At 64.5% G+C, this 24476-nt stretch carries 24 protein-coding genes; 3 read left to right on the top strand and 21 right to left on the bottom strand.

Features of this window, described 5'->3' with window-relative positions; all coding sequences use genetic code 11:
* Positions 1-15: 15 nt before the first annotated feature.
* The 6 genes from EJ070_RS11110 to EJ070_RS11085 form a co-directional block, all read right to left on the bottom strand.
* Positions 16-744: an ABC transporter ATP-binding protein gene (locus tag EJ070_RS11110; protein ID WP_126091403.1), complete on the bottom strand. Its 729-nt coding sequence runs from the start codon at positions 742-744 to the stop codon at positions 16-18.
* Complete coding sequence (locus EJ070_RS11105) at positions 744-1901, bottom strand: ABC transporter ATP-binding protein (RefSeq protein ID WP_126091402.1); 1158 nt, start codon at positions 1899-1901, stop codon at positions 744-746. Before EJ070_RS11105 ends, EJ070_RS11110 begins: the two co-directional genes overlap by 1 nt.
* Positions 1901-3295 (bottom strand): high-affinity branched-chain amino acid ABC transporter permease LivM, encoded by a 1395-nt coding sequence (gene livM, locus EJ070_RS11100; RefSeq protein ID WP_126091401.1) that lies wholly within the window; start codon positions 3293-3295, stop codon positions 1901-1903. The genes EJ070_RS11105 and livM overlap by 1 nt, the downstream gene beginning before the upstream one ends.
* 5 nt (positions 3296-3300) lie before the next feature.
* Entirely contained in the window at positions 3301-4203 is a 903-nt protein-coding gene (locus tag EJ070_RS11095; RefSeq protein ID WP_126091400.1) for a branched-chain amino acid ABC transporter permease LivH, read from the bottom strand.
* A gap of 380 nt (positions 4204-4583) precedes the next feature.
* Positions 4584-5285 carry a haloacid dehalogenase type II gene (locus EJ070_RS11090; protein ID WP_126091399.1) on the bottom strand — a complete coding sequence of 234 codons (702 nt, stop codon included), beginning with the start codon at positions 5283-5285 and terminating at the stop codon, positions 4584-4586.
* 165 nt (positions 5286-5450) lie between these two features.
* Positions 5451-5837 (bottom strand): ectoine synthase, encoded by a 387-nt coding sequence (locus tag EJ070_RS11085; protein WP_126091398.1) that lies wholly within the window; start codon positions 5835-5837, stop codon positions 5451-5453.
* 176 nt (positions 5838-6013) lie between these two features.
* Here EJ070_RS11085 and EJ070_RS11080 point away from each other — a divergent pair, with 176 nt between their 5' ends.
* Positions 6014-6904, top strand: a complete 891-nt coding sequence (locus tag EJ070_RS11080) for a LysR substrate-binding domain-containing protein (protein WP_126091397.1) — start codon at positions 6014-6016, stop codon at positions 6902-6904.
* Positions 6905-6924: 20 nt separating this feature from the next.
* On the opposite strand, the gene EJ070_RS11075 is transcribed toward EJ070_RS11080, so the two are convergent.
* The 3 genes from EJ070_RS11075 to EJ070_RS11065 are packed head-to-tail and all read right to left on the bottom strand — an operon-like array spanning position 6925 to position 10218.
* On the bottom strand, positions 6925-7926 hold the full coding sequence (locus EJ070_RS11075; protein ID WP_126091396.1) for a 4-hydroxyproline epimerase: 1002 nt from the start codon (positions 7924-7926) through the stop codon (positions 6925-6927).
* 17 nt (positions 7927-7943) lie between these two features.
* Positions 7944-9278 (bottom strand): FAD-binding oxidoreductase, encoded by a 1335-nt coding sequence (locus EJ070_RS11070; protein ID WP_126091395.1) that lies wholly within the window; start codon positions 9276-9278, stop codon positions 7944-7946.
* A gap of 46 nt (positions 9279-9324) precedes the next feature.
* The gene (locus tag EJ070_RS11065) at positions 9325-10218 is read right to left on the bottom strand and encodes a dihydrodipicolinate synthase family protein (protein ID WP_126091394.1); all 894 of its coding nucleotides are present in this window, start codon (positions 10216-10218) and stop codon (positions 9325-9327) included.
* A 69-nt stretch (positions 10219-10287) separates the two neighbouring features.
* Here EJ070_RS11065 and EJ070_RS11060 point away from each other — a divergent pair, with 69 nt between their 5' ends.
* Positions 10288-10992 (top strand): GntR family transcriptional regulator, encoded by a 705-nt coding sequence (locus EJ070_RS11060; RefSeq protein WP_245464849.1) that lies wholly within the window; start codon positions 10288-10290, stop codon positions 10990-10992.
* A 31-nt stretch (positions 10993-11023) separates the two neighbouring features.
* On the opposite strand, the gene EJ070_RS11055 is transcribed toward EJ070_RS11060, so the two are convergent.
* From EJ070_RS11055 to EJ070_RS11045, 3 genes are all read right to left on the bottom strand, one after another.
* A complete protein-coding gene (locus EJ070_RS11055) occupies positions 11024-11341 on the bottom strand; it encodes a hypothetical protein (RefSeq protein ID WP_126091393.1) in 318 nt (105 codons plus the stop codon).
* Positions 11342-11556: 215 nt separating this feature from the next.
* Positions 11557-11862 (bottom strand): hypothetical protein, encoded by a 306-nt coding sequence (locus tag EJ070_RS11050; RefSeq protein ID WP_126091392.1) that lies wholly within the window; start codon positions 11860-11862, stop codon positions 11557-11559.
* A gap of 326 nt (positions 11863-12188) precedes the next feature.
* Positions 12189-13685: a CoA-acylating methylmalonate-semialdehyde dehydrogenase gene (locus EJ070_RS11045; protein ID WP_126091391.1), complete on the bottom strand. Its 1497-nt coding sequence runs from the start codon at positions 13683-13685 to the stop codon at positions 12189-12191.
* Between the two features lie 374 nt (positions 13686-14059).
* On the opposite strand from EJ070_RS11045, the gene EJ070_RS11035 reads away from it, so the two are divergent.
* Complete coding sequence (locus EJ070_RS11035; RefSeq protein WP_126091390.1) at positions 14060-14941, top strand: LysR family transcriptional regulator; 882 nt, start codon at positions 14060-14062, stop codon at positions 14939-14941.
* A gap of 59 nt (positions 14942-15000) precedes the next feature.
* Here EJ070_RS11035 and EJ070_RS11030 read toward each other — a convergent pair whose 3' ends face one another.
* The 9 genes from EJ070_RS11030 to rsfS all read right to left on the bottom strand — a co-directional run bounded on the left by EJ070_RS11030 (position 15001) and on the right by rsfS (position 24300).
* Positions 15001-15537 carry a hypothetical protein gene (locus EJ070_RS11030; RefSeq protein ID WP_245464848.1) on the bottom strand — a complete coding sequence of 179 codons (537 nt, stop codon included), beginning with the start codon at positions 15535-15537 and terminating at the stop codon, positions 15001-15003.
* A 188-nt stretch (positions 15538-15725) separates the two neighbouring features.
* Entirely contained in the window at positions 15726-17066 is a 1341-nt protein-coding gene (locus EJ070_RS11025) for a D-amino acid dehydrogenase (protein ID WP_348628920.1), read from the bottom strand.
* 11 nt (positions 17067-17077) lie between these two features.
* Complete coding sequence (alr, locus tag EJ070_RS11020; protein WP_126091387.1) at positions 17078-18220, bottom strand: alanine racemase; 1143 nt, start codon at positions 18218-18220, stop codon at positions 17078-17080.
* Positions 18221-18624: 404 nt separating this feature from the next.
* On the bottom strand, positions 18625-19143 hold the full coding sequence (locus tag EJ070_RS11010) for an RNA pyrophosphohydrolase (protein WP_126091386.1): 519 nt from the start codon (positions 19141-19143) through the stop codon (positions 18625-18627).
* Positions 19144-19177: 34 nt separating this feature from the next.
* Positions 19178-20371: a divergent polysaccharide deacetylase family protein gene (locus EJ070_RS11005; RefSeq protein ID WP_126091385.1), complete on the bottom strand. Its 1194-nt coding sequence runs from the start codon at positions 20369-20371 to the stop codon at positions 19178-19180.
* Between the two features lie 189 nt (positions 20372-20560).
* Complete coding sequence (locus EJ070_RS11000) at positions 20561-21892, bottom strand: S41 family peptidase (protein WP_189350485.1); 1332 nt, start codon at positions 21890-21892, stop codon at positions 20561-20563.
* A gap of 1 nt (position 21893) precedes the next feature.
* A complete protein-coding gene (locus EJ070_RS10995) occupies positions 21894-23228 on the bottom strand; it encodes a murein hydrolase activator EnvC (RefSeq protein WP_126091384.1) in 1335 nt (444 codons plus the stop codon).
* Between the two features lie 150 nt (positions 23229-23378).
* Positions 23379-23861, bottom strand: coding sequence for a 23S rRNA (pseudouridine(1915)-N(3))-methyltransferase RlmH (gene rlmH / locus EJ070_RS10990; protein ID WP_126091383.1), 483 nt, complete (start codon positions 23859-23861; stop codon positions 23379-23381).
* Positions 23862-23922: 61 nt separating this feature from the next.
* Positions 23923-24300, bottom strand: a complete 378-nt coding sequence (gene rsfS / locus EJ070_RS10985; protein WP_126091382.1) for a ribosome silencing factor — start codon at positions 24298-24300, stop codon at positions 23923-23925.
* Positions 24301-24476 lie beyond the last annotated feature (176 nt).

Genomic DNA, 24476 nt, shown 5'->3' with positions numbered 1-24476 from the left:
TGCATCAAAACTGCCCTAGTGATGCCCGCCTTCGAGATATGCGGCGCGCACTTCCGGATTGGCGAGCAGCTCCTTGCCGGTGCCGCTCATCGTCACATTGCCGTTGACCATGACGTAGCCGCGATTGGCGAGCTTGAGCGCGCCGAAAGCGTTCTGCTCGACCAGGAACACGGTCAACCCCTGCGACCTGTTGAGCTCGCGAATGGCGTCGAAGATCTGCTTGACGATCAGCGGCGCCAGACCCAGCGACGGCTCGTCGAGCAGGAGCAGCTTCGGCCTCCCCATCAGCGCGCGCCCGATGGACAGCATTTGCTGCTCGCCGCCCGACAGCGTGCCGCCGCGCTGGTTGATGCGCTCCTTAAGCCTCGGGAACAGCGCGAACACCTTCTCGGCATCCTCGTCAAAATGCTTAAGGTTGTCGATGCTGGCGCCCATCTGCAGGTTTTCCATCACCGTCATGCGCGGGAAGATGCGGCGCCCTTCCGGCGATTGGGCGATGCGCAGCCGCGCGATCTCGTGCGTCGGCATCTGCGTGATGTCGGTGCCGGCGAAGGTGATGGTGCCGGCGCGGGCACGCGGCGCGCCGAAGATGGTCATCATCAGCGTCGACTTGCCGGCGCCGTTGGCGCCGATCAGCGCCACGATCTCACCCTGGTTGACGTTGACGTCGACGCCGTTCAGCGCCCGGATGTTGCCGTAATAGGTCTGCACGCCCTTGATATCGAGCAGCGTTGTGCCGGCCATTATTTACGCCCTCCGCGCGGCTTGGCTGTCGAGGATTTCGCGGCCGGCTTGGCCGGCGAGGTGGACTTTTTGGCCGAGGGCTTCGCCTTCGCTGCGGGCTTTCCGGCCTGCGAGGCCGGCTTGCTTCTTGTTGAGTTCGCGCGCGCATCGACCTGAGCCGCTTTCGAGGCGCCCTTCGAGACCGTGACGCGCTCGCCCTCGTCCGCGTGTTCGACGGTATCGGAAACCGGTCCGGCCATCATAGAAGCGGAATTGCCCGGCCCGTGCGCGGAGTCGGGCCCGGTATCGAGCTGTTCGATGACGTCCTCGTCGCCGACTTCGGTGAGCACTTCTTCCACCTCCTGATCGTCGACGCCGAGATAGGCGGCGATGACGCGCGGGTCGGTCCTGACCGACTGCGGATTGCCGTCGGAGATCTTGCGGCCATATTCCAGCACCACGACATGATCGGAGATCTGCATGACCACCGACATGTCGTGCTCGATCAGCAGGATCGAGGTGCCGGTGTTGTCCTTGATGTCGATCAGGAGCTCGTTGAGCGAGGCCGATTCCTTCGGGTTGAGGCCGGCGGCCGGCTCGTCGAGGCACAGCAGCTCAGGCCCGGTGCACATGGCGCGCGCGATCTCCAGCCGCCGCTGCGCGCCATAGGGCAGGTCGCCGGCCGGATCGTCGGCGCGCTCGACGAGATCGGCCTTCTTCAGCCAGTGCCTGGCGAGCTCGATCGACTCGGCCGAGGCCTGGCGGTAGCTCGGGAAGCCGAACAGGCCGAGGAAGGTGTAGCCCGAGGCCTTCATCAGCTTGTTGTGCTGGGCGACCAAAAGGTTTTCCAGCAGCGTCATGCCCGAGAACAGGCGGATGTTCTGGAAGGTGCGCGCCACATTGGCGCGCGCCGGGATCTCGTGGTTGGGCAGGCGCTCGAGCAGATACGTCGAGCCGTCGCGCTTGTTCAGCGTGATCATGCCCTCGGTGGGCTTGTAGAAGCCGGTGATGCAGTTGAACACCGTCGTCTTGCCGGCACCGTTCGGTCCGATCAGCGCGGTGATCTCGCCGCGCTTGGCTTGGAACGACAGGTCGCCGATGGCGACCAGGCCGCCGAACTTCATCGACAGGTGCTGGACCTGCAGGATGAAATCACTCTGGGAAGCTTGCACGTCCATCAGCCGTGGCCCTCCTTGGTGAAGGAGCCTGAGACCGCTCTTCGTTCCTTGAGGAAGGCGGTCGGCTCACGGCTGCCGACGAAGCCGCGCGGCTTCCACAGCATGACGATGACCATGGCCATGCCGAACAGCAGCATGCGGTAGAGTTCCGGCGTGAAATCGGGGCCGAACACCGCCTTGAGGAAGCCGAGCTCGCGCAGGATCTCGGTGCCGCCGATCATGACCAGCGCCGCCACCGCGATGCCGCCCAGCGAACCCATGCCGCCCAGCACAACGATGGCGAGGATGATCGCCGATTCCAGGAAGACGAAGGATTCAGGGCTGACGAAGCCCTGTCGGGCGGCGAAGAACGAGCCGGCGAAGCCGCCGAACATGGCGCCGGTGGCGAATGCCGTCAGCTTGGTGGTGGTGGTGTTGATGCCGAGCGAGCGGCAGGCGATCTCGTCCTCGCGCAGGGCTTCCCAGGCGCGGCCGACGGGCAACCGGCGAAGCCTGATGGTGACGAAGGCGGTGAAGAAGCACAGGCCCAGGATCAGGTAGTAGAGGAAGATCTTGTAGTAGGCGCCCGACTGGGCGATGTGCAGCACCTTGGCGATATAATTCGGGTCCGAGACGTTGAACGACACCAGGCCGAAGAACGACACCTTCGGAATGCCGGAAACCCCGGCCGAACCGTTGGTGACCTCGCGCCAGTTGATGATCACCAGCCGGATGATCTCGCCAAAGGCGAGCGTCACGATCGCCAGATAGTCGCCGCGCAGCCGCAGCACCGGGAAGCCGAGCATGACGCCCCAGAAGGCGGCCATGGCGCCAGCGGCGGGCAGCAGGATCCAGAACGACAGGCCGAAATGCGTGCCGAGCAGCGCATAGGCATAGGCGCCGACCGCATAGAAGGCGACGTAACCGAGGTCGAGCAGGCCGGCCAGCCCGACGACGATGTTGAGGCCCCAGGCCAGCATCACATAGATCAGGATCTGGATGCCGAAATTGTCGACCCATTTCAGCGAACCCTGAAAGCCGAACGCCAAGACCATCACGACTGGATAGGCGATCAGCACCGCGACGCCAATCTTGTTGAAGTTGCGCCGCACAAAGCCCGGTTCGGCCGCGATGGCTGCGGGCGCCTTGGCCTTTTCCGCCTTGGCCCGCTCCATCGCCGGCTGCGCGTATCCGACATAGAGGAAGCGGCCGACGGCGGTGGCAATGACCACCAGGGCAAGCAGGCCCCAGCGCTGCACCAGGATCAGTTCGTTGGAGATGTTCTGGTCGGTCCTGAGGCCGATGAACAGCACGAACAGGCCGAGCGCGATGGCGCCGGCATAGAGCGCTTCACGGAAAGCGCGTTGGATGGGAGGGACGACGACGTCGCGCTCCGGAGACACGGTAACGGCCATGAGGATCAGACCTTTTCGACTTCAGGCCGGCCCAGGATGCCGGAGGGCAGGAAGATGAGCACGATCGCCAGGATCGAGAAGGCGGCGACGTCCTTGTAGTCGATCGAGAAATAGGCTGACCACATGCTCTCGATGAAGCCGATCAGCAGCCCGCCGAGCACCGCGCCCGGCAGCGAGCCGATGCCGCCGAGCACCGCCGCGGTAAAAGCCTTCACGCCCGGCACGAAGCCGTCGGAGAACACCACCACGCCGTAATACATCAGAAACAGCGTGCCGGCGACTGCGGCAAGGGCCGCGCCCATAATGAAGGTGATGGAGATGGTGCGGTCGACGTCGATGCCGAGCAGCGCCGCCATCTTGCGGTCCTGCTCGCAGGCGCGCTGAGCACGTCCGAGCGCCGTCCTGTTGACGAGATACCAGAAGATGACCAGCAGCACCGCGGTCACCAGAACGATGATGATCTGCTTCAGCGAGACGCTGATGCCGTCGATCGTGTAGACTTGGCTGACCAGCGGCGGGATCGGCTTGTTGCGCGGCCCTTGCGTGACCTGCACGAAGTTGGACAGCGCGATCGACATGCCGATGGCGGTGATCAGCGGCGCCAGCCGGAACGATCCGCGCAACGGCCGGTAGGCCACCTTCTCGATCGTCCAATTGTAGAGGCTGGTGAGCAGCATGCCGACGATCATCATGATCAGAAGCGCCACCACCACAGGCACGGAATAGAACAGCGCGCCGAGGATGAGGAAGACGATGAGGGCCGTGAAGGCGCCGACCATGAAGATGTCGCCATGGGCGAAATTGATCATGCCGATGATGCCGTAGACCATCGTATAGCCGATCGCGATCAGCCCATAGATAGATCCCAGCGTCAGCCCATTGATAAGCTGCTGGACGAAGTACTGCATATTTATGCGGCTCCCCTGGAATGTCGCCTTCGAGGACGCATTCCTTTTCGTATTTCCCCTAGTCGTAAAGTTTCGAGCCCGGATTGCAACGTGATTTTTCAATCGCCGGGCGTGTTTTGGAAGCACGCCACCCGATTGCCCGTTTTTTCGCACCCGGCCCCTGGACTATCGCGGACCCTATCATTGGCACAACGCAATGTCTTTGACGATTCAGCCGTATCATGCGCACCGTTTCGAAGAAATCGCCGTCAAAATAAGTTGATGAGATGATTCCTTGCGTCGACCAACGTGGTCGGTTTTGCAGTCCCGCCCCCTCCGCCGGGTCAGGATTCCGCGAGGTGTGACAGTCATGCGACAGCGAGGCGACACCGCCGACCGCCTCAGTCCCAGATGGTCGATGCGAGAAAAGGCGGCACGCGGTCGAGGGTCCGAAAAACCGCGTTCGGGGCATAGTCGGGCAACGGTTTGCGGCCGGTGCCCCTGTCGATCCAGATGCATCGGAATCCGAGATCGCGGGCGGCCGCGAGATCGAGGTGCGGGCTGGCGCAGATATGCACGATATCGCCGCGATCGAGGCCGAGCGCATTGTGGGCGAAATCGAAGATCTGCTGGGCCGGCTTGTAGGCGCCGGCCTGCTGCGCGGTAATGACGCGGTCGATATGGCCGTCGAGCTGCGCGACATTGCCGGCGATGATGTCGTCGTCGGTGTTGGAGATGATGCAGAGCTTGAATCCCTGCGCTTTCAGCAGGCCGAGCGCGGACACGACTTCGGGGAATGGCGGCATTCGGGAAATGCTGCCGGTCAGCACCTCGATGTCGTCCGGCGCGTAGCTAAGCTTCAGCTCCTCCATCGCCAGGCGCAGCGCTTCGCCGGCCACGGCACAGAAGGATTTATGCGGCCGCTCGGCCTCCAGCGCGTGTTCGTGCTTGTCGTAGACGCGGATCAGTGTCGGGGGCTCAATGTTGGAGCCTGGATGATTGGCAAGGATCGTCTCTACGGCGGCGAGCAAGCCTTCGTCCCACTGGATCAAGGTGCCATAGCAGTCGAAGGTGAGCCACTCGGGTTTGGGGCCGGAAAGCATCGAATGTCCTTTCTCGAAGATCGAAAGAAGGGCGGCCGCCCTTCCTGCTCTCTCAGAACCTCGGCGTGACCGCGCCCTCGGAGGCCGGCGCCAACTGGGCGCCGATCCTTGCGTCGAGCGAATCAGCCGCCGGAAGCCGCTGTCGCGAGAAAGTACCCGCGAAGTTCAGTAAGCAGAACCTCCGGCTCCGTTGAGGCTGTGCTTCTCGGTGCCGTTGAGAGGCGGATTGAAGACGCTGACCAGCACCATGTCGCCTGTGGCGTCCGCACGCAGAAAATGGTCGTCATGGGCATCGAGCACATAGATCGTGCCCGGCTCGATACGATGTATCGTGCCCTCCATGTCCTCGACTTCACCGCTGCCGGAGATGCAGTAGCAGGCTTCCAGATGCCGCCGGTATTGAAGGCGCGATTCACTGCCTGCGCGCACGACGGTGTGGCAGACCGTGAACCCCATGCCGTCCCGCTGGGTCAGCAGCCGGTGGCTGGTGCCGTTGCCCCAATCGACGAAGAAGTCAGTTTTTTCTACATCAGCCAATTGCCTGATGAACATGAGCGCTCTATCTGTGACAGATTGCGGGAAGCGGTTCACGCCTCCGGATCGATAGTTTAAGCGGCTTTTTCTGGTATCTTCACGCGACCGCCAAAACTGACATTCCCGAAAATGTCTCGGTTTGAGCCCGATTTCAAATGACCGATTTTCGCGCAATCCATTAGGAATACTTACAGATGGATTACCTTCCGTTGAATGCCATTCGGGCTTTCGAGGCCGCCGCCCGCCATCTCAGCTTTTCGGCCGCCGGCGAAGAGCTCCATGTGACCCATCCGGCGATCAGCCATCAGATAAGGCGGCTGGAGGAGTGGTTGGGCGTGCCGCTGTTCGATAGGGGGGCTCGCAAGGTTCGTCTGACCGAGGCGGGACTGGCGCTTCAGGCGTCCGCGGGCGCCGCGCTCGCCGAACTCAACGCCGCCTGCCGGCGCATACGAAGGAGCGCCGGCGCGCAGTCGCTGTCAGTAGGCTGCATTCCCTCCATCGCCAGCCGTTGGCTGGTGCCGCGCCTGACGGACTTCACTGCCCGTCATCCTGAGATCGCGATCCGCGTCACCTATGCAAAGGCGGAGGACAGGCTTGACGACGAGGACAACGACATTCTGATCACGCTGGGCGCCGACCCTTCCCCGCATGTGACGAGCCTCAAGCTTTTCTCCCGGATAAGCCGGCCCGCATGCAGCCCGCATTACCTGGCGCGCAAGGGCCGGCTGGGCACACCGGCGGAGATCGCAGCGGCGGACCTGCTGCATGACGAGACACCGTTGGGCTGGCGGGATTGGTTTTCCCGGGCGGGCATGGCAGGCACGAGCCTCGGCAACGGGCCTGTTTTTGCCGACTTCAACATCCTGGCAACAGCCGTCATCGCCGGCCACGGCGTCGCGCTTTGTCCGATCGAGGTTTTCCGCGAGGAGTTGATGCGCGGCGACCTCGTCGTTCTTTCCGACATCGCGACCGATGCCGACAAGGGCTACTTTCTGACGATGTCGGCGCAACCTTCCGCTGCCGAGATCAAGTTCGCGGACTGGTTCCGCGATCAGGTCTCGACAGGAGGGGATGCCGGCGTCTGACGGCGCCGTCGGCCACTACATCACGTGACGACGAATCCGTGCGCGAACGGATCACGGTCGTCGATGAAGATGGTGTTCAATCCGGTCATGCGAGCCCAGCCGCCGATCGAGGGGACGATCGCCGGCTTGCCGGCCACGCTGACCTCCTTTTCGACCCGGCCTCTGAACAGCGAGCCGATGATCGATTCATGCACGAAGCTTTCGCCCGCTTTCAGCTTGCCCTTGGCGTGGAGTTGCGCCATGCGCGCCGAGGTGCCTGTGCCGCAAGGCGAGCGGTCGATCGCCTTGTCGCCATAGAAGACGGCGTTGCGCGCATCGGCCTCGGCGTGCTTCGGCTTGCCGGTCCACAGCATGTGCGACAACCGGTTGATGCCCGGGTTTTCCGGGTGCACGAAGGAATACTTCTCGTTGAGGCGCTGGCGCACCACGGGGCTCCAGGCGATGAGATCGCCGGCCGAATGCTCGGCCATGTCGCGGTAGTTCTTCTGCGGTTCGACGATGGCGTAGAAATTGCCGCCATAGGCGACGTCAACGCTGATCTCGCCAAGCACCGGGCATTCCACCGTCAATCCTTCGGCGTAGAGGAAGGACGGCACATTGGTAATGCGCACCTCCTCGACATATTCGCCGACCTGTTTGTATTCGGCGACGACGAGACCGGCCGGCGTGTCGAGCCTGAGCACACCCGGCGTCTTGGGCTTCACCAGCCCATGCTCGATGGCAAAAGTCACAGTGCCGATCGTGCCGTGGCCGCACATCGGCAGGCAACCCGACGTCTCGATGAAAAGGATGGCGATGTCGCAGTCCTCGCGTGTCGGCGGATAGAGGATCGAGCCCGACATCACGTCATGGCCGCGCGGCTCGAACATCAGGCCGGTGCGGATCCAGTCGTACTCGGCAAGGAAATGCGCGCGCCGCTCCATCATCGTCGCGCCTTCAAGCAGCGGTCCGCCACCTGCGACCAGCCGCACCGGATTGCCGCAGGTGTGGCCGTCGATGCAGAAGAAGGATTTCCTGGCCATGGTGCTCTCTTGTACTGTCAGAACCGCTGCGGGCGGAAAGGCTTGAGATCGAGCGGTGGAGTTTGCCCGAGAACGAGATCGCGGATCAAGCGGCCGGTCGCCACCGCCTGGGTCAGGCCGAGATGGCCGTGGCCGAAAGCATAGAAGACATTCGGTGTCCGTGCCCGCCCGATGACCGGCAGCGAATCCGGCAGCGACGGGCGAAAACCCATCCACTCGATGCCGCCCGACGGATCGAGGCCCGGCAGAAAGCGCTTTGCTTTTTCCAGCATCGCCTTCGAGCGCGCGTAATTCGGCGGCCGCTCGATGCCGCCGAGCTCGACGGCGCCGCCGACGCGCACGCCCGTTTCCAGCGGCGTGATGACGAAGCCGTGTCCGGAAAAGATCAATTGCCGCTTCACGTCGAAGGCCGACACCGGCAGCGTCGTGTTGTAGCCGCGCTCGGTCTCCAGCGGGATGCGGTCGCCGAGATTTCTGGCCAAGAGATGCGACCACGCTCCGGCCGCGATGACGAGTTGCTTCGCCTTGCGGGTCGTGCCGTCGGCAAGCATGACCGCGGCGCCATCCGCGCCGGCTTCGACGCGATCGATACGCGCATGCTCGAGACGGGCGCCGAGCCGCTCCGCATAGGCCCACACCGCCTTGCCGAGCAGCTTCGGATCGGCGACCGTCTTCCAGCTCGGCACGAAAGTGCCCTTGACGAAGCGTGGCGCGAGGCCCGGCTGAAGCGCGGCCATCTCTTCCCCCTCGACATGGCGGAAGCCGATGTCGAAGCGCTCCCGCGCCGCCCAACCCAACAATGAGGCGCGAAACTCAGCTTCGCTTTCGTAGAGTTCGAGCGAGCCGTCCTCGCGCAGCATCGGCCTCGTGCCGGAGCGGTCGAGCAGGCCCATCCATTCGGCTTCGGCGAGCTTCATCATGCCGGCCTGCGCCGCGAGGCTCGTCTCATAGTGTCTGGAGTTGCCCGCGCGCCAGAAGCGGATCAGCCAGGGAAGGAGCTTGGGCAGATAGGCGGGCGGGATGGAGAGCGGCCCGAGCGGGTCGGCAAGCCATTTCGGCAGTTGCCTGATCATCCCCTTATGCGCCAGCGGCAGCACGTCGGAGAAGGCGAAGGCGGCGGCGTTGCCGGAGCTCGTCTCCTCGCAGATGCCGGTGCGGTCAAAAATGGTGACGCGGCGACCGGCCTCGGCAAGCAAGGTCGCCACGCAGATGCCGATAATGCCGCCGCCGACAATGGCGACGTCTTCGCCTTCTCCCCGTTCTCGGGGAGAAGGCGCCCGCGGGGCGGATGAGGGGTGGCGCCCCTCTTCTGAAGATTTGGAATTCCCCTGCACGTTGGCGCTGCCCCTCATCCGCCTTCCGCCGTCTTCTCCCCGTGAACGGGGAGAAGAAAGCCAATCAAAACGCCGGCAGTTCCGGCCGCACGGCCAGCGCATCCCTGACGATCTTTTCCACCGCCTTGCGGCGCTCGCCCGACAGCGGCTGGCGCGGCATGCGAACGCGGTCATTGGTATCGATCGCCAGCACTTCGGCAAGCTTGATGTTTTGGACCAGATAGGTCGAGACATCGAGGTCGAGCAGCGGGCGGAACCAGCGATAGATCTTCAGCGCCTCCTCGCGGCGGCCTTTTCTCATCAGCCGGTAGATGGCAACGGTCTCGCGCGGGAAGGCGGTGACCAGACCGGCAACCCAGCCGATGGCGCCGACCGACAGCGCCTCGAAAGCGAGGTTGTCGACGCCGGTGAAGAGATCGTAGCGGTCGCCGAGGCGGTTGATGATCTCGGTCGAGCGGCGGATGTCGTCGGAGGATTCCTTGATGGCGACGAAGCGTTTGTCCGACGCCAGTTCCTCCATCAGGTCGACGGTTACGTCGACGCGATAGGCGAGCCGGTTGGAATAGATCATGACCGGCAGGTCGCCGGCTTCGGCGACCGCGCGAAGGGCAGCTACCGTCTCTTGGCGGTCGGTGTGGTAGATCGGACTAGGAACCACCATCAGGCCGTTGGCGCCTTCCCTGGCGGCGCGGCGCGCGATGCTGGCCGCCTCGCGCGTGCCGGGCTCGTTGACGGTCAAAAGCACGGGCTTCTTGCCGGCGACCTTCTGCGCCGTCTTCAGCACCTCGATCTTCTCGTCATGCGACAGCATCGGCCCTTCGCCGAGCGAACCGCAGACGATGATGCCGTCGCAGCCGGCCTCAATCTGCAGGCCAAAGCAGCGCTCCATCTCGGCGTGGTCGAGACGGTCGTCGGCGGTGAATTTGGTCGTGACTGCGGGGAAGACTCCGGCCCACATGGTTAGTTCTCCATCTGATATATCAGCGGTATATTTATTAAGAAACAGGCTGTCAACACGGATTCCATTATGATATATAAAAAATATATCAGGAGCTGCCCATTGATATCCCCTTTGATATCCATCGAGACCAGCGCGGCCTTCGAGCCGGTTGCGACCAAGGCCTACCGTGCGCTGGAGCACATGATCGTGACCCTCGAACTGGCCCCCGCAAGCTTCGTCACCGAGGGAGCGTTGATCGAGCGGCTGGGCTTCGGCCGCACTCCCGTTCGCGAGGCGATCCAGCGGCTGGCCTGGGAGGGCTTGCTCGACGTCAGGCCCCGCGCCGGCATCGCGGTCGCGCCGCTTCACCCCGGCGACTGGCTGCGCGTGCTTGACGCCCGGCGCGGCGTCGAGGTGGTGCTTGCCCGCTCCGCCGCCCGCTTCGTCACCCGCGAGGCTGCCGACCTTTTTCACGAGGCGGCCCTTGCCATGCAGAAGGCTGTGATCTCCGGCAACGTGCTTGCCTTCATCCAGGCCGACAAGCAGCTCGACGAGGCGCTGGCGATCGCCGCCGACAATCCGTTCGCGGCTCGTGTGGCGGCCCCCCTGCAGACGCACAGCCGCCGCTTCTGGTTCCGCTACAAGGCGGATACCGGCCTCGCTGAATCGGCCGAGCACCATGTCGCGCTGATCCGCTCGATCCTCGATGGCGACGAGGAAGCCGCCGCCAGGGACGCCGAGAAGCTGATGGCGCTGCTGCGCGGTCATGCCGAGGTGGCGGCTACGCGATAAGCAGAATGGTTCTGGACTTGCTCCGGGCGGCTCAGCCGCCCGGCTGTCTGACCGGGGTGGCCAGCGTGTCTTCCCATCCCTCGCCCGCGGCCAGGATGCAGCTCTGGCCCTTAACGTCGGTCATCAGGATGGTCCAGGTTCCGCTCTCTGACACAAACAACTCGAAGACGGCGACCTCTCCGGCTACGCCATAGCCGAGCCGCTTCTCCTCGAATGCTTCTGCCAGCCTGGCGACCAGATAGGTATGGCCGCCACAGATGACTTGCGCCTGCGCCGGGAATGCGGACAGCGCCAACATGGCGCCGACTGCCGCCAGCTTGACCCATCGAAACGAAAATTCGCGTGCCATGGGGCACCTCCTTCGCCTTCGCATTCCGGCAAGGGAGGCACATTTGGCCGCCTCAGCGTGCCGGAACGCTCCAGGCCGGGTCCGACGTCTTCATCACGTCACTCCTTCTGGTTTCCGGTCTGTCGCAGGGAGATTTATCGCTCCCTGGATTCGATATGGTGAAGCCGCGCCCCGTAAACAAGCGGCGCTTCTGGAGGGCATCTTGTCGGCTTCACTCAGGCGCCTGGCAATGCCGCGTTGATCGTCGGGCTGTCCCAGCCTTCGCCGACGGACAGGATGCAGCTCTGGCCCTTGGTATCGGAGGCCAGCACGGTCCAGCTGCCCTGGTCGGATACGAAAATCTCGAGCACGACGTTCGGATTGATCAGCCCACGCCCGGCCTCGCTCTCGTGGAACTTGTCGCCGAGCGCCTTGATGATGTCGGCCCGTGGTGCGCATTGCGCGGCCGCATCGGCCTGAACGGCCCCGCCAGGCATCGCAACCGCCGCAAGGCATATCGTCGCCATAAGAAATCGTGTCATCTGACACCTCCTCGCGCCAGACGAGAACCCCGGCTGCCACCGGCGCTGTTTGATTGGCCTGCACGCATGGCAGGAATACAGCCTAAGGCGGATGGTGGTCTGTTGGTTCCATCACACGGCGACGGAATTATTAGGATGTGCGGATGCTTCCTGGCTGTGCCGCGCCGGAATCCATGTGCTTAAAGCTGCGCCTCGCCGGGACTGTCGACCGGCCATCACAACAAATTTGCGCGTTATGTGGATGAGAAGGCCACATGGCCTTCCTCCGAAGGTCCACAAAAAGAAAGCGCGGTTTGCACCGCGCTTTCCCAGAACTGATTGTCCGGTCAGTTCATCGTCGGGATGACGAACTCGGCTCCGTCCTTGATGCCGGACGGCCAGCGCGAGGTGACCGTCTTGGTCTTGGTGTAGAAGCGGAACGCGTCGGGGCCATGCTGGTTGAGGTCGCCGAAGGACGACGCCTTCCAGCCGCCGAAGGTGTAGTAGGCGATCGGCACCGGGATCGGCACGTTGACACCGACCATGCCGACCTGGACCCTGGAAGCAAAGTCACGCGCGGCGTCGCCGTCGCGGGTGAAGATGGCGACGCCATTGCCCATCTCATGGTCGTTGGCAAGCTTGATCGCATCCTCGTAACGCGGCGCGCGCACCACCGAGAGCACCGGCCCGAAGATCTCCTCCTTGTAGATGCGCATGTCGGCCGTCACGTTGTCGAACAGGCAGCCACCCATATAGTAGCCGTTCTCATAGCCCTGCATCTTGAAGCCGCGGCCGTCGACGACGAGCTTGGCGCCTTCCTTAACGCCGAGGTCGACATAGCCCTTGACGCGCTCCAGCGCCTGCGCCGTCACCAGCGGGCCGAAATCGGCGGAGGAATCCGTCGACGGACCGACCTTGAGGCTTTCGACGCGCGGCACCAGCTTTTCCATCAGCCGGTTGGCGGTGTCGTTGCCGACCGGCACGGCCACCGAGATCGCCATGCAGCGCTCGCCGGCCGAGCCGTAGCCGGCGCCGATCAGGGCGTCGACGGTCTGGTCCATGTCGGCGTCGGGCATGATGATCATGTGGTTCTTGGCGCCGCCGAAGCACTGCACGCGCTTACCAGAGGCGGTGCCTCGCGAGTAGATATAGTGGGCGATCGGCGTCGACCCGACAAAGCCGATGGCCTTGATGTCCGGATCGTCGAGGATGGCGTCGACCACTTCCTTGTCGCCGTTGACGACGTTGAGGATGCCGGCCGGCAGACCGGCCTCGATGAACAGCTCCGCGATGCGGATCGGCACGCCCGGATCACGTTCCGAGGGCTTCAGGATGAAGGCGTTGCCGCAGGCGATCGCCGGCGCGATCTTCCACAGCGGAATCATCGCCGGGAAATTGAACGGCGTGATGCCGGCGACGACGCCGAGCGGCTGGCGCATCGAATAGACGTCGATGCCGGGGCCGGCGCCGTCGGTGAACTCGCCCTTCATCATGTGCGGCGCGCCGATGCAGACCTCGACGACTTCGAGGCCGCGCTGGATGTCGCCCTTGGCGTCAGCGATCGTCTTGCCGTGTTCACGCGCCAGGATGTCGGCCAGCTCGTCATAGTCGCGCTGGACCAGCTCGAGGAACTTCATCAGCACGCGCACGCGGCGCTGCGGGTTGGTGGCGGCCCACTTCGGCTGCGCCGCCTTGGCGTTCTCGACAGCCGCGCGCAGTTCCGCCTGCGAGGCCAGAGCCACGGTGCCTCGCACGGAGCCGTCCATCGGCTGCATGACGTCCTGCTTGCGGCCGCTGGTGCCGGCGACACGCTTGCCGCCGATGAAATGACCGTATTCGATCATGGTTTCTCTCCCTGTTTTGGTGATGGTGCATTGTCCGCCTTTGCGGCGGCAATGGCAACGCGAGCCAAAACGCAACCGTTGTGCGAAAAATAGACAACAGCAGTCCGATGTGCATTAATTGCCGCAAATGGCGGCATTGGTCGTTCGTTGAAAGGATTGAAGGTTGAGTTCCTTCACACCCCCCTCTGTCCTGCCGGACATCTCCCCCGCAAGGGGGGAGATCAGCCGTCACGTCAGCTTTCGCCAATCACCAACGCTTGAGGAGAGTCGCCGTCAAGGAAGCTGCCAATCTCCCCCCTTGCGGGGGAGATGGCCGGCAGGCCAGAGGGGGGTGGGCGGGAACGCGGCACTCACCATTAGGCTGGACTACATCCATGAACTGGGATGACGTCCGCATCTTTCTCGCCGTGGCGCGCGCCGGCCAGATCCTCGGCGCGGCGAAGCGCCTGGAGCTGAACCACGCCACCGTGTCGCGCCGCATCGCGGCGCTGGAGGAGGCGTTGCGCACGAAACTCTTCCGCCGCCTGACCACAGGCAGCGAGCTGACGCCCGCCGGCGAGCGTTTCCTCGACATCGCCGAACGCATGGAAGGCGACATGATCGCCGCGCGCGCGACGATTGCCGGCGAGGGCGACGATGTCTCCGGCACGGTGCGCATCGGCGCCCCCGACGGTTTTGGTGTCGCCTTCCTCGCCAAGCGCCTGGGCGAGCTCACCGCGCTTCACCGCGAACTTACCATCCAGCTTGTGCCGGTGCCGCGCTCCTTCTCGCTGTCCAGGCGCGAAGCCGATATCGCCATCACCGTCGAGCGCCCGACCGAGGGCCGGCTGGTGGCGGGAAAGCTGGTCGACTACACGCTGGGTTTGTTCGCCTCCCGCGCCTATACGCAAGCCAATGGCCTGCCGAAGACGGCGGCCGAACTCGGCCGGCACACGCTGATCGGCTATGTGCCCGACCTCATCGTCAGCCCCTCGCTCGACTATGCGGCCGAGTTCAGCCCGGACTGGCGCTCGAGCTTTGCCATCTCATCGGCACTTGGCCAGGCGGAAGCCGTGCGCTCCGGCGCCGGCATCGGCATCCTGCACACCTTTGTGGCCCGTTCGATGCCGGAGCTCGTGCCGGTCGACATCGTCAGGCCGATCCGTCGCGCCTACTGGCTGGTCTACCACGAATCGGTGAGACCGCTGCGCCGCGTCCAGCTCGTCGCCAATTTCATCACGAGGGCCGTCGAACGGGAGCGCGGGCTTTTCGTCTAGAGCAATTCCAGGAAAAGTGCTTGGCGGTTTTCCGTCCGGAATTGCGTGAAAACAAACAGTTAGTCCGCGTCGAGCACGAACGAGCTCACCACCTTTTCGGCTTCGCTCGCCAGCGGCGCCCACTTCCGCTCTACCTCTTCGGGAGTGTCGCCCGCGACGCCGCAGCTGACGAAGCCGAAATGCGCGCGACGCAGCGAGAGCGCAACGCTGCCATGACCGTGGAAGCTGACATTGTCGTCGGCATAGTAGAAATCCATGTCGGCCAGCCGCACAGGATAGCCGTCGGGAAATCGCGCCAATCTGTCCTTGCTGAAGCTGGCCGAACCAAAGGCGGCACCGACCATTGTCCGCCAGTTGCTCAGCGACCAGTCCTTGTCCATGAACGCCTCGGGATCGCGCGGGCTGTCCGGAGCGGACGGATCGTAGGGGTTCTCCGAAACCATGCAGGTCAAGCCTTCCGCGGATTTGACCTTAAGCCGTATGCTGTTGCCGGACAGGGCTTGGCTCGTCCATCCCTCGGGATAGGTGAGCGAAAAACCGTAGTCATTGTCATGCACCGTCTTGTCCGCCGCGAACGCCGCCGAGGTACAGATCATGCATCCGGTCGCCGCAACCCAGAGAAATGAGCGCATCACAACCCCCACCATGGCCAACGATAGCAACCGGCGTGCCGTCCCGCCATTCCCTCGCCACAAAGTCGGCGAGTGTGGCTGCAACGCGTTCCGACGCGAGGGGCAGGCAGGCGTTCCAAGCGACGCTCGAAGTCGTTTCGACGCGACGCGCTTCAAGCCTTGAGATACCGGTCCGGGCTAAGGTCGAGCGCGTTGATCTCCGGCACCCGGTTGGAGATGATGTCGGAAAGCACCCTGGCGGAGCCGCAGGCCATGGTCCAGCCCAGCGTGCCGTGGCCGGTGTTGAGATAGAGATTGGACAATTCGCTGCGCCCGACCAGAGGCGGCCCATCCGGCGTCATCGGCCGCAAGCCGCACCAGAAACTCGCCGCCTTGAGGTCGCCGCCGCCCGGAAACAGGTCGCCGACCGAGTGCTCGAGCGTACGGCGGCGCGATTCGTGCAGGCGAAGGTCGAAGCCAGAAATCTCCGCGGTGCCGCCGACGCGGATGCGGTCGCCGAGCCTGGTGATCGCCACCTTGTAGGTCTCGTCCATGACGGTCGACACCGGCGCCGCCTCGGCATCCGTGATCGGCACGGTGATCGAATAACCCTTGACCGGATAGACCGGGATCGGCCGCTTCATCTTGCGCATGAAAGGGGCCGAGTAGCTGCCCAGCGCCATCACATAGGCCTCCGCCGTCCGCCAGCCCTTGTCGGTGCCGACCTGGACGACTCGGTTGCGGTTCCTGACGACGCGCCGGATGGTCGTGCCGTATTCGAAGCTGACGCCGCGCGCCACGCAGAGCTCGGCCAGCTTCTCGGTGAACATCTTGCAGTCGCCGGTCTCGTCGCCCGGCAGCCTGAGACCGCCGACGAACTTTTCGCGCACGCCGGCCAGCCCCGGCTCGGCCGCGATGCAGCCGTCCCGGTCGAGGACCTCGTAGGGAACGCCGTATTTCTTCAGCACCTCGACATCGCCGCCCGTACCGTCGAGCTGCTTCTGCTTGCGGAAGAGCTGCAGCGTGCCCTTGGATCGCTCGTCATAGGTGATGCCCGTCGCGGCCCGCAGCGCCTTCAGCGTGTCGCGGCTGTATTCGGCGACCGGCACCATGCGCGATTTGTTGAGCGCATAGCGCTCGGCCGTGCAGTTGCGCAGCATCTTGATGAGCCACGTCCACATATGCGGATCGAAGGCCGGCCGCACGACAAGCGGGCCATATTTCATCAGCAACCATTTGACCGCTTTCACCGGGATGCCGGGCCCGGCCCATGGCGAGGCGTAGCCGGGCGACACTTCGCCGGCATTGGCGAAGCTGGTCTCCAGCGCCGGCCCCTGCTGCCGGTCGATCACCGTGACTTCGTGGCCGGCCTCGGCAAGGAAGTAAGCGGTGGTGATCCCGATCACGCCGCCGCCCAGCACCAGGACTTTCATTCTATGCTCCCTCAAAGTCGATCGTGACGCAGCAGCGTCCGGCCGTTCAACCTGTCTGCCGGATTTTACAGCGCCCGCCAAGGGGTTGCCGGTTATTCGCCGATATAGCGGCGGTGAAAGCGCGCACCCAGGCTGGTCAGCACCTCGTAGCCGATGGTGCCGGCTTGGCCGGCCACATCATCGACGCTTTGCGACGGACCGACGAGCTCGACGAGGTCGCCCTCGCCGAGGCTGCCGGCCGGAAGCGCGGAGATGTCGAGGATGATCGAATCCATCGATACCCGGCCGACGAAGGGCAGCCGCACGCCCTCGAACCAGGCGGCCGAAGCGGCTCGCCGGTGCCAGCCATCGGCATAGCCGAGCGAGATCGTCGCCAGCCTGAGCGGCCCGCTCGCATGGTAGGTGTGGCCGTAGCCGACGCCGGCGCCTTCCTCGACGCCGCGCGTCTGCGCCACCTTCGCTTGCAGCCGCACCACCGGCAGCATCGGGTTGGGCTTGCCCGGCGTCGGGTTGACGCCGTAGAGCGCGGCGCCCGGACGGGCGAGATCGAAGTGGTAGGAGGATCCGAGAAAGATGCCGGACGAATTGGCGAGCGAGGCAGGGGCCTCGGGCAGCACCTTCCGTAGTCGTTCGAATGCCAGCCATTGTTGTTCGTTCGCCGGATTGCGCGGCTCGTCGGCGCAGGCGAGGTGACTCATGATGAGCCGGATGTCGATGCCGTCGAAGGCGTCCTTCGCCAGCGCCTCGACTTCAGCCGGCGGCATGCCGAGCCGCGACATGCCGCTGTCGACCTGGATCGCGGCGGGCAGCCTTCGCTCAGTGGCCCGCGCCACTTCGCGCCACGCCGTCAGTTGGGCTGCGCTGTTGATGACGGGATGAAGTCCGGCCGCGAGTGCTTCCGATTCCGAGCCCGGCGGCAGACCGTTGAGGACAAAGATGTCATGTCCCGGCCCGAGCGCCTCACGCAGCGCGATGCCCTCGCCGAGCAGCGCGACGAAGAAGATGTCGCAGCCTTCCTTGATCAGCGCCGATGCCACTGGCGCGGCGCCGAGACCATAGCCGTCGGCTTTGAGCACGCCAGCGCAGCGCACGCCCGCCAGCCGCGCCTTGAGCCGCCGGTAATTCTCGCGGATGGCGCCGAGATCGATGGTCAGGACCGCGCCGGCCGCCGCTTCGCTGACCGTCGAGCTACCGGTGGCGGGCGTTTGCGGCAAAGGCACTTTGGCGTCGCTCATCGAGGCAATTGCGTCAAACAAAGACGGGTTGCACTTGTTGCGGAGGCGCGTGGCTGTCGACGCCGGCGCTGCCCCTCATCGCCCTGCCGGGCACTTCTCCCCGTATAGTGACGGGGAGAAGGGGCTGACCCCAACTTCCGCGCCTCTTTTTTGCAACGCGGGTGATTGGCGAAACCGGCGATGAGAGCGCCCCTCTCCCCGTCACTATACGGGGAGAGGATGCCGGCAGGCAGGTGAGGGGCGGGCGCTGACGCTCGGCTAAGGTGCGCTTGCCATGCGTTGTTCATGTCTGCCTCTTATTTGCGGCGCATCGGCATCAACATCAATAGAGCCTGATCCCGAACAGTGCGAACCCTTTTTCAGCTGTCCTGATCGGGACGCCTCCGGCACCCGCAAACTCGCCACTATGAGGCCAGGTGCTGAAATGCGGCCACCACCTGCTCGTAGACCTGGCGCTTGAACGGCACGATCAGGTCGGGCAATTCCTGCATCGGCCGCCATGACCATTGATCGAATTCGGCCTTGTGGCCGCCCGGCGGCGGGTTGATCCGGATCTCGCTCTCGTCGCCCTCGAAGCGGTAGGCGAACCATTTCTGCGTCTGGCCGCGATAGCGCCCCTTGAAGGCGACGCCGACCAGATGCGGCGGCAGGTCGTAGTTGATCCAGTGCGGCGCCTCAGCAAGCAGCGACACGCTGCGCATGCCGGTCTCCTCATGAAGCTCCCGCTCGGCCGCGGTAAGCGGCTCCTCGCCCTTGTCGATGCCGCCTTGCGGCATCTGCCAGAGTTTCGTGGTGCCGGAAAACTCGCTGTCCGGCTCGGCGATGCGGTGTCCGACCCAGACCAGCCCGGCGCGGTTGAGGATCATCAGTCCTACACAGGGACGATAAGGCAGCGTCTCGGGATCGATCATTTTCTTGGACATTTCCTGGATTCCAGCATCGGCGAGAGCCCGATGACTAGCCTTTTTGCGGATCGATGGCGACAGCCGAGATCGGCACGATCTCGATGCCGCGCTTCTTCGCCTCGGCCACCCAGGACGTCACCGTGTCGACGGTGATATCGAAAGCCGAGCCGATGCCCACGGCGGTGCCCTTGGCGCGGGCAGTCGCTTCCAGACTGTCCAGCTTCTTGAGGATCTCGCCGCGATCCTGCACCGCGTCGATCGCCATGTCGCCGGCCACGAAAGGCACGCCGTCCTTGAGCGCAAGGTCGGGCGCCAGGCTCCGCGCGGACGAGCCGTCGTCGACATAGGCAAGCCCTCGCTTGCCGAGTTCGGCCATGAACGGTCCCATCGCGTTTGCATCGGCCGAAAAGCGCGCGCCCATATAGTTCATGACGCCGGTGTAGTTGGTCGTCCGCGACAGCGCCCAGCGCAGGCTATTCAGGTTCTCGTCCGGGCTCGCCGAGACCGTCAGCGTGTTGCGCCCCGGATTGACGCTCGGATAGTCGAACGGCTCGAGCGGTATCTGCATGACGATCTCATGCCCGCTCTGCCGCGCCGCCTGCATCCAGCGGCCGATGCTGTTGCCCTGCGGCGCGAAGGCAAGCGTCACCTCGGCCGGCAGCTTGGCGATCGCCGCCTGCGTGCCGGTCTGCGATACCGCGAGCCCGCCGATGACGATCGCCACGCGAGCGCCGCGCGCGCCGGACCACGGCCGCGCATAGACGTCGAACGGCCGCCTGCCGTCGGCTGAACGGATCGGCAGCGGACCGCTGTCGCTGGGCTCGATCAGCGCCCTGTCGGGAAGATGCGCGACTTTGAGATTCTGGCCGAGCGTCGAAGGATCGCGGATGATGATCCCCGCCTTGGGGGGACCATCACCCTCCTCGGTCTGGACATGGATGATCTGCGGGCCGCCGCTGTTCATCGGTGTGCTCGCCGTGGGGTTCGCCGTCGCCACCTCGGCCGGCGCCGGCGCCGGTGTCGGCGCGGGGGTTGGCGCCACGGCCACCTTCGGCGTCGAAACGGCTATCTCTTCCGGCTTGCGGAACGGTTTTTCACGCAACGCGATCGCACCTGAAACGCCGATCACGGCGAGGATGGCGACCGCCGCGCCAAGCGTGCCGGCGCCGAGGCCGCGCGGGGCAGGGCGCTGAGGCCGGAGCGTCTGCCCGAGCGGGCGTTCGATGTCCTTGCCGGTGTCAGCCAAGCCGCATCCCCAAGCCCGCAATCCAGCCGATCGAATCCTCAGCCGTCACGTGCGAAAAAACCCTCGGCGCCCCAGCGCCTGTTCCCGAATCAACTTGTCCCCGAATCAAACTGCCGGAACCTCGCGGTTCCGGCAGCATCGCATCGCTTCGGTCGGTCGGCCAGAGTCTTCCTCCGGCCGCGCCGCCAATTACTGGTTCAGCACGGCCTTGTCCGGGTTCGGCGGGAACGACGGATCGGTCTTTTGGCCGCGCAGAAGCTGCTCGGCATAGATCAGCTGCAGGTCGTCCTTCGGTTCCGGCGGCACATAGGCGGCAGAGCCCGAGCCGGTGGAGCTCTCGTCGGCACCCTTGATGTGGCCCTTGAGGTCGGATTCGCCGCGGGTCAGGTCCCTGCCCTGCAGGTCCGGCGGCAGCGGCTGGTCGACCTTGATGTCGGGCGTGATGCCCTTGCCCTGGATCGACTTGCCCGACGGCGTGTAATAGAGCGCCGTAGTCAGCCTGAGCGCGCCATTCTCGCCGAGCGGGATGATGGTCTGCACCGAGCCCTTGCCGAAGGACTGCGTACCGACGACGGTGGCGCGGCGCAGATCCTGCAGCGCGCCGGCGACGATCTCGGACGCGCTCGCCGAGCCGCCATTGACCAGCACGATCAGCGGCTTGCCGCCGATGTCGTCGTTCTGCTTCGGCTTGGCGTCGAAGCGGGTGACGTCCTTCGGGTCGCGGCCGCGGGTCGAAACGATCTCGCCGCGCTTCAGGAAGGCGTCCGACACGCTTACCGCCTGGTCGAGCAGGCCGCCCGGATTGAGGCGCAGATCGAGCACATAACCCTTCAGCTTGTCGTTCGGCACCTGCTTCTTGATGTTCTCGATGGCGTTCTCGAGATCGTCATAGGTCTTTTCGGTGAAGGAGGTGATCTTCATGTAGCCGACGTCGTTCTCGACCCGGTACTTCACCGCCTTGACCTTGATGATGTCGCGCACGACCGTCAGCTCGATCGGCTTGTCGGCGCCCTGGCGCAGGATGGTGAGCTTGATCGGCGTGTTGACCGGACCGCGCATCTTCTCGACGGCGTCGTTGAGGGTGAGGCCGCGCACCTCCTCGCCGTCGATCTTGGCGATGTAGTCGCCGGCAAGCACGCCCGCCTTGGCGGCCGGCGTGTCGTCGATCGGCGTGATCACCTTGACGAGGTCATTTTCCATGGTGACCTCGATGCCGAGGCCGCCGAACTCGCCCTTGGTCTGCACGCGCATGTCCTGCGCCTGCTCCGCGTTCATGTAGGAGGAGTGCGGATCGAGCGAGGCGAGCATGCCGTTGATGGCGTTCTCGACCAGCGATTTGTCATCCGGCGGCGTCACATACTGCGCGCGCACGCGCTCGAAGATATCGCCGAAGATCGCCAGTTGCTTGTATGTCTCGGAGCCCGCAGCGTTCGCCGCCGAGCCGGGTGCGCCGTAGACCAGGCTCATTGCCGATGCGCCTATCAGCGCGCCGGCAAACAGAAGCGACAATTTCCGCATCATTTCACGTCCTTCCAGAAAATCGGTCCGCCCACCAAGGGGCCGGATCGACGGGTTTTCCATCCTTGCGGAACTCGACATAGAGCTCCAGCGTGGCATTTCCATTCTGCGAGGCCGAAGTGCTTGCCACCCGGGCCTCTCCCATCGCGCCGACCGGTTCTCCTGCGAGCACCGACTGGCCAGTCGCGACGCTGATTCTGCTCATCCCTGCCAGGACGACATGATACCCATCGCCCGCATTGAGGATCAAGAGTTGACCATACGAGCGAAACGGCCCCGCATAAAGCACGTTTCCATCCGCCGGCGCGGTGACGATGGCCCCCGATTGTGTCGCAACCATGTCGCCCTGCATCATCGCGCCATTGCCGTCGTCGGTCCCGAAGCGCCGTTTGATCTTGCCGATGACCGGCAGCGCAATCTGGCCCTGGAGCGCCGCGAACGGAGCCGAAGCGGTCAAACGGTTGCCCTCCGGCACCAGCGGCGGGGCAGGCTCGGTCGTGGACGCCGTCGTATCGCTGTCCGTCGATTTCCGCTCCGCCGCCTTGGCCTGGTCGGCCGCCTTGCGCGCCTTGTCGGCTTCGAGCGAGGCGATGAGATCCTTGAGGCTGCCGGCCCTGGCCGCCAGTTGCTGCGAATGCTGCTGTTCGGCGGCCAAAGCCGTCTCCGTGTCGGCCTGCAGCTTTTTCTTGGCTTCGAGCAGCATGGTGAGCCGCTTCTTTTCCGCCGTCTGCTCGGTGACGGCGGCGGTGAGCCGCGCCCGTTCGGCTTCGATCGAGGCCGTCACCCGCGTCTGTTCCTTGAGGTCGGACAGCAGCTTATCGGTCTGCTGGCGCAGTTCAGGCACCACGGCGCCGAGCAGGATGGCGCTGCGCACCGACGAGAGCGCGTCCTCCGGCTTGACCAGGATCGCCGGCGGCGGATTGAGCCCCATGCGCTGCAGCGCGCCGAGAACTTCGGCCAGCACGTCGCGGCGCGCGACCAACGAGGCGTGCAGCTTCTCTTCCTCGGCCTTCAGCCCTTCCAGCCTGGCGCCGATATCCTCGATGTCCTGGCCGAGCTTCTGCTCGGTCATCGCCGACTGGATGAGCGCGGCGCTGATCGAGGCATGGTCCTTCTTGACCGTCGCGACATCGGCGGCGAGCTTGGCCAGCCGCTCGGAAGAGAGCGTGATTTCCTTCGAAACCTGCTCGTACTCGGCGCGGTTCTGGTCGGGATCCGGCGCGAGAGCCAGCGTGTTTTCCGCCGCCCGGGCCGGCCCAAGCGCAAGCACGGCGGCGACGAGGGTCAGGCCGCAGCGGCTGCGCCAGGCGCGCGTTCTCGAATTCCAGCCTTCAGACATCAGGCCTCGACTCTATCGCCCGCTTCGTTAACGAACCATCAACCATGTTGGAAGCAACCGCAACAATGTGATGCCGGGCCATTGAGGCGGAAATCCGGGCAGACGGAGGTGATCCCCAGCTTTCGGGGGGGTGATATCGCGGACGACGACTCAAGAGCGGTGATAGGGGTGTCCGGAAAGGATCGTGGCGATCCGGTACAGTTGCTCGCCGAGCATGACGCGCACCAGCTGGTGCGGCCAGGTCAAGGCCCCGAAAGACAGCACCAGATCGGCCTGCTCGCGCAAGGATTTGTCGTGGCCGTCGGCGCCGCCGATCGCAATGACCAGCGCCTTGCGGCCGCCGTCGCGCAACTGGCCGATGCGGGCAGCCAGATCCTCGGAGGTCAACGACTTGCCGCGTTCGTCGAGCAGGATGAGCACGGCGCCCGGCTGCAACTGGGCCTGCAGCTTCTGGCCCTCCTCGCGGCGGCGCTCGTCGGCGCTCTGGCCGCGGCTCTCGGAGGTCTCGACGATGCCCGCGAATTCCAGCCCGACCGCAGGCCCGCTCTTGGCGAAGCGCTCGAAATAGCGGCCGGCCAGCTCTCTCTCGGGGCCGGTCTTCATCCGGCCCACGGCATGAACGGTAACCTTCATCCTCGCCTCGGCGAGCCCTCGATCGGCGCCGGACCGGAACGGTCACGGCACGGGACATGGCTCAGTGCAAGGTCTCTTCCTCGAGGTCCGGCGCCTGCCACATCTTTTCGAGATTGTAGAATTCGCGGACTTCGGGACGGAAGACGTGGACGATGATGTCGCCCGAATCGATCAGGACCCAGTCGGCGCTGGCCAGCCCCTCGACGCGCGCCATGCCGAGACCGGCATCCTTGAGCGCCTTGAGGAGATGATCGGCGACAGCCGAGACATGACGGTGCGATCGGCCCGAGGCGATGACCATATAGTCGCCGAGGCTCGATTTACCCTGGATGTCGATTGAGACGATGTTTTCGGCCTTGGAGTCTTCCAGACTGGCAAGGACTGTCTTGATGGCGAGGGACGCAGCATCGCTTCCGCTGATCCCGGCCGGCGAAGGCACGATATCGGCCTTCTTCCGCAGCGCTGTTCTCAGTGTGTTTCCTTTCCCAACAAGAACAACCAAATCACCCGGCAAATCAGGTGACACCACTTAGATAGGCAGAGTTCCGTTGCAGTTTCAAGACGGACGCCTCTGCCGGCGCCAACGCAGCACCCTTCGACAGGTTCCGCAGTCTC

This window comes from Mesorhizobium sp. M1E.F.Ca.ET.045.02.1.1 (assembly GCF_003952485.1).
GTDB lineage: Bacteria > Pseudomonadota > Alphaproteobacteria > Rhizobiales > Rhizobiaceae > Mesorhizobium.
Note: the sequence above shows the minus strand (reverse complement) of the source record. Positions and strands in the feature narration are given on the sequence as shown.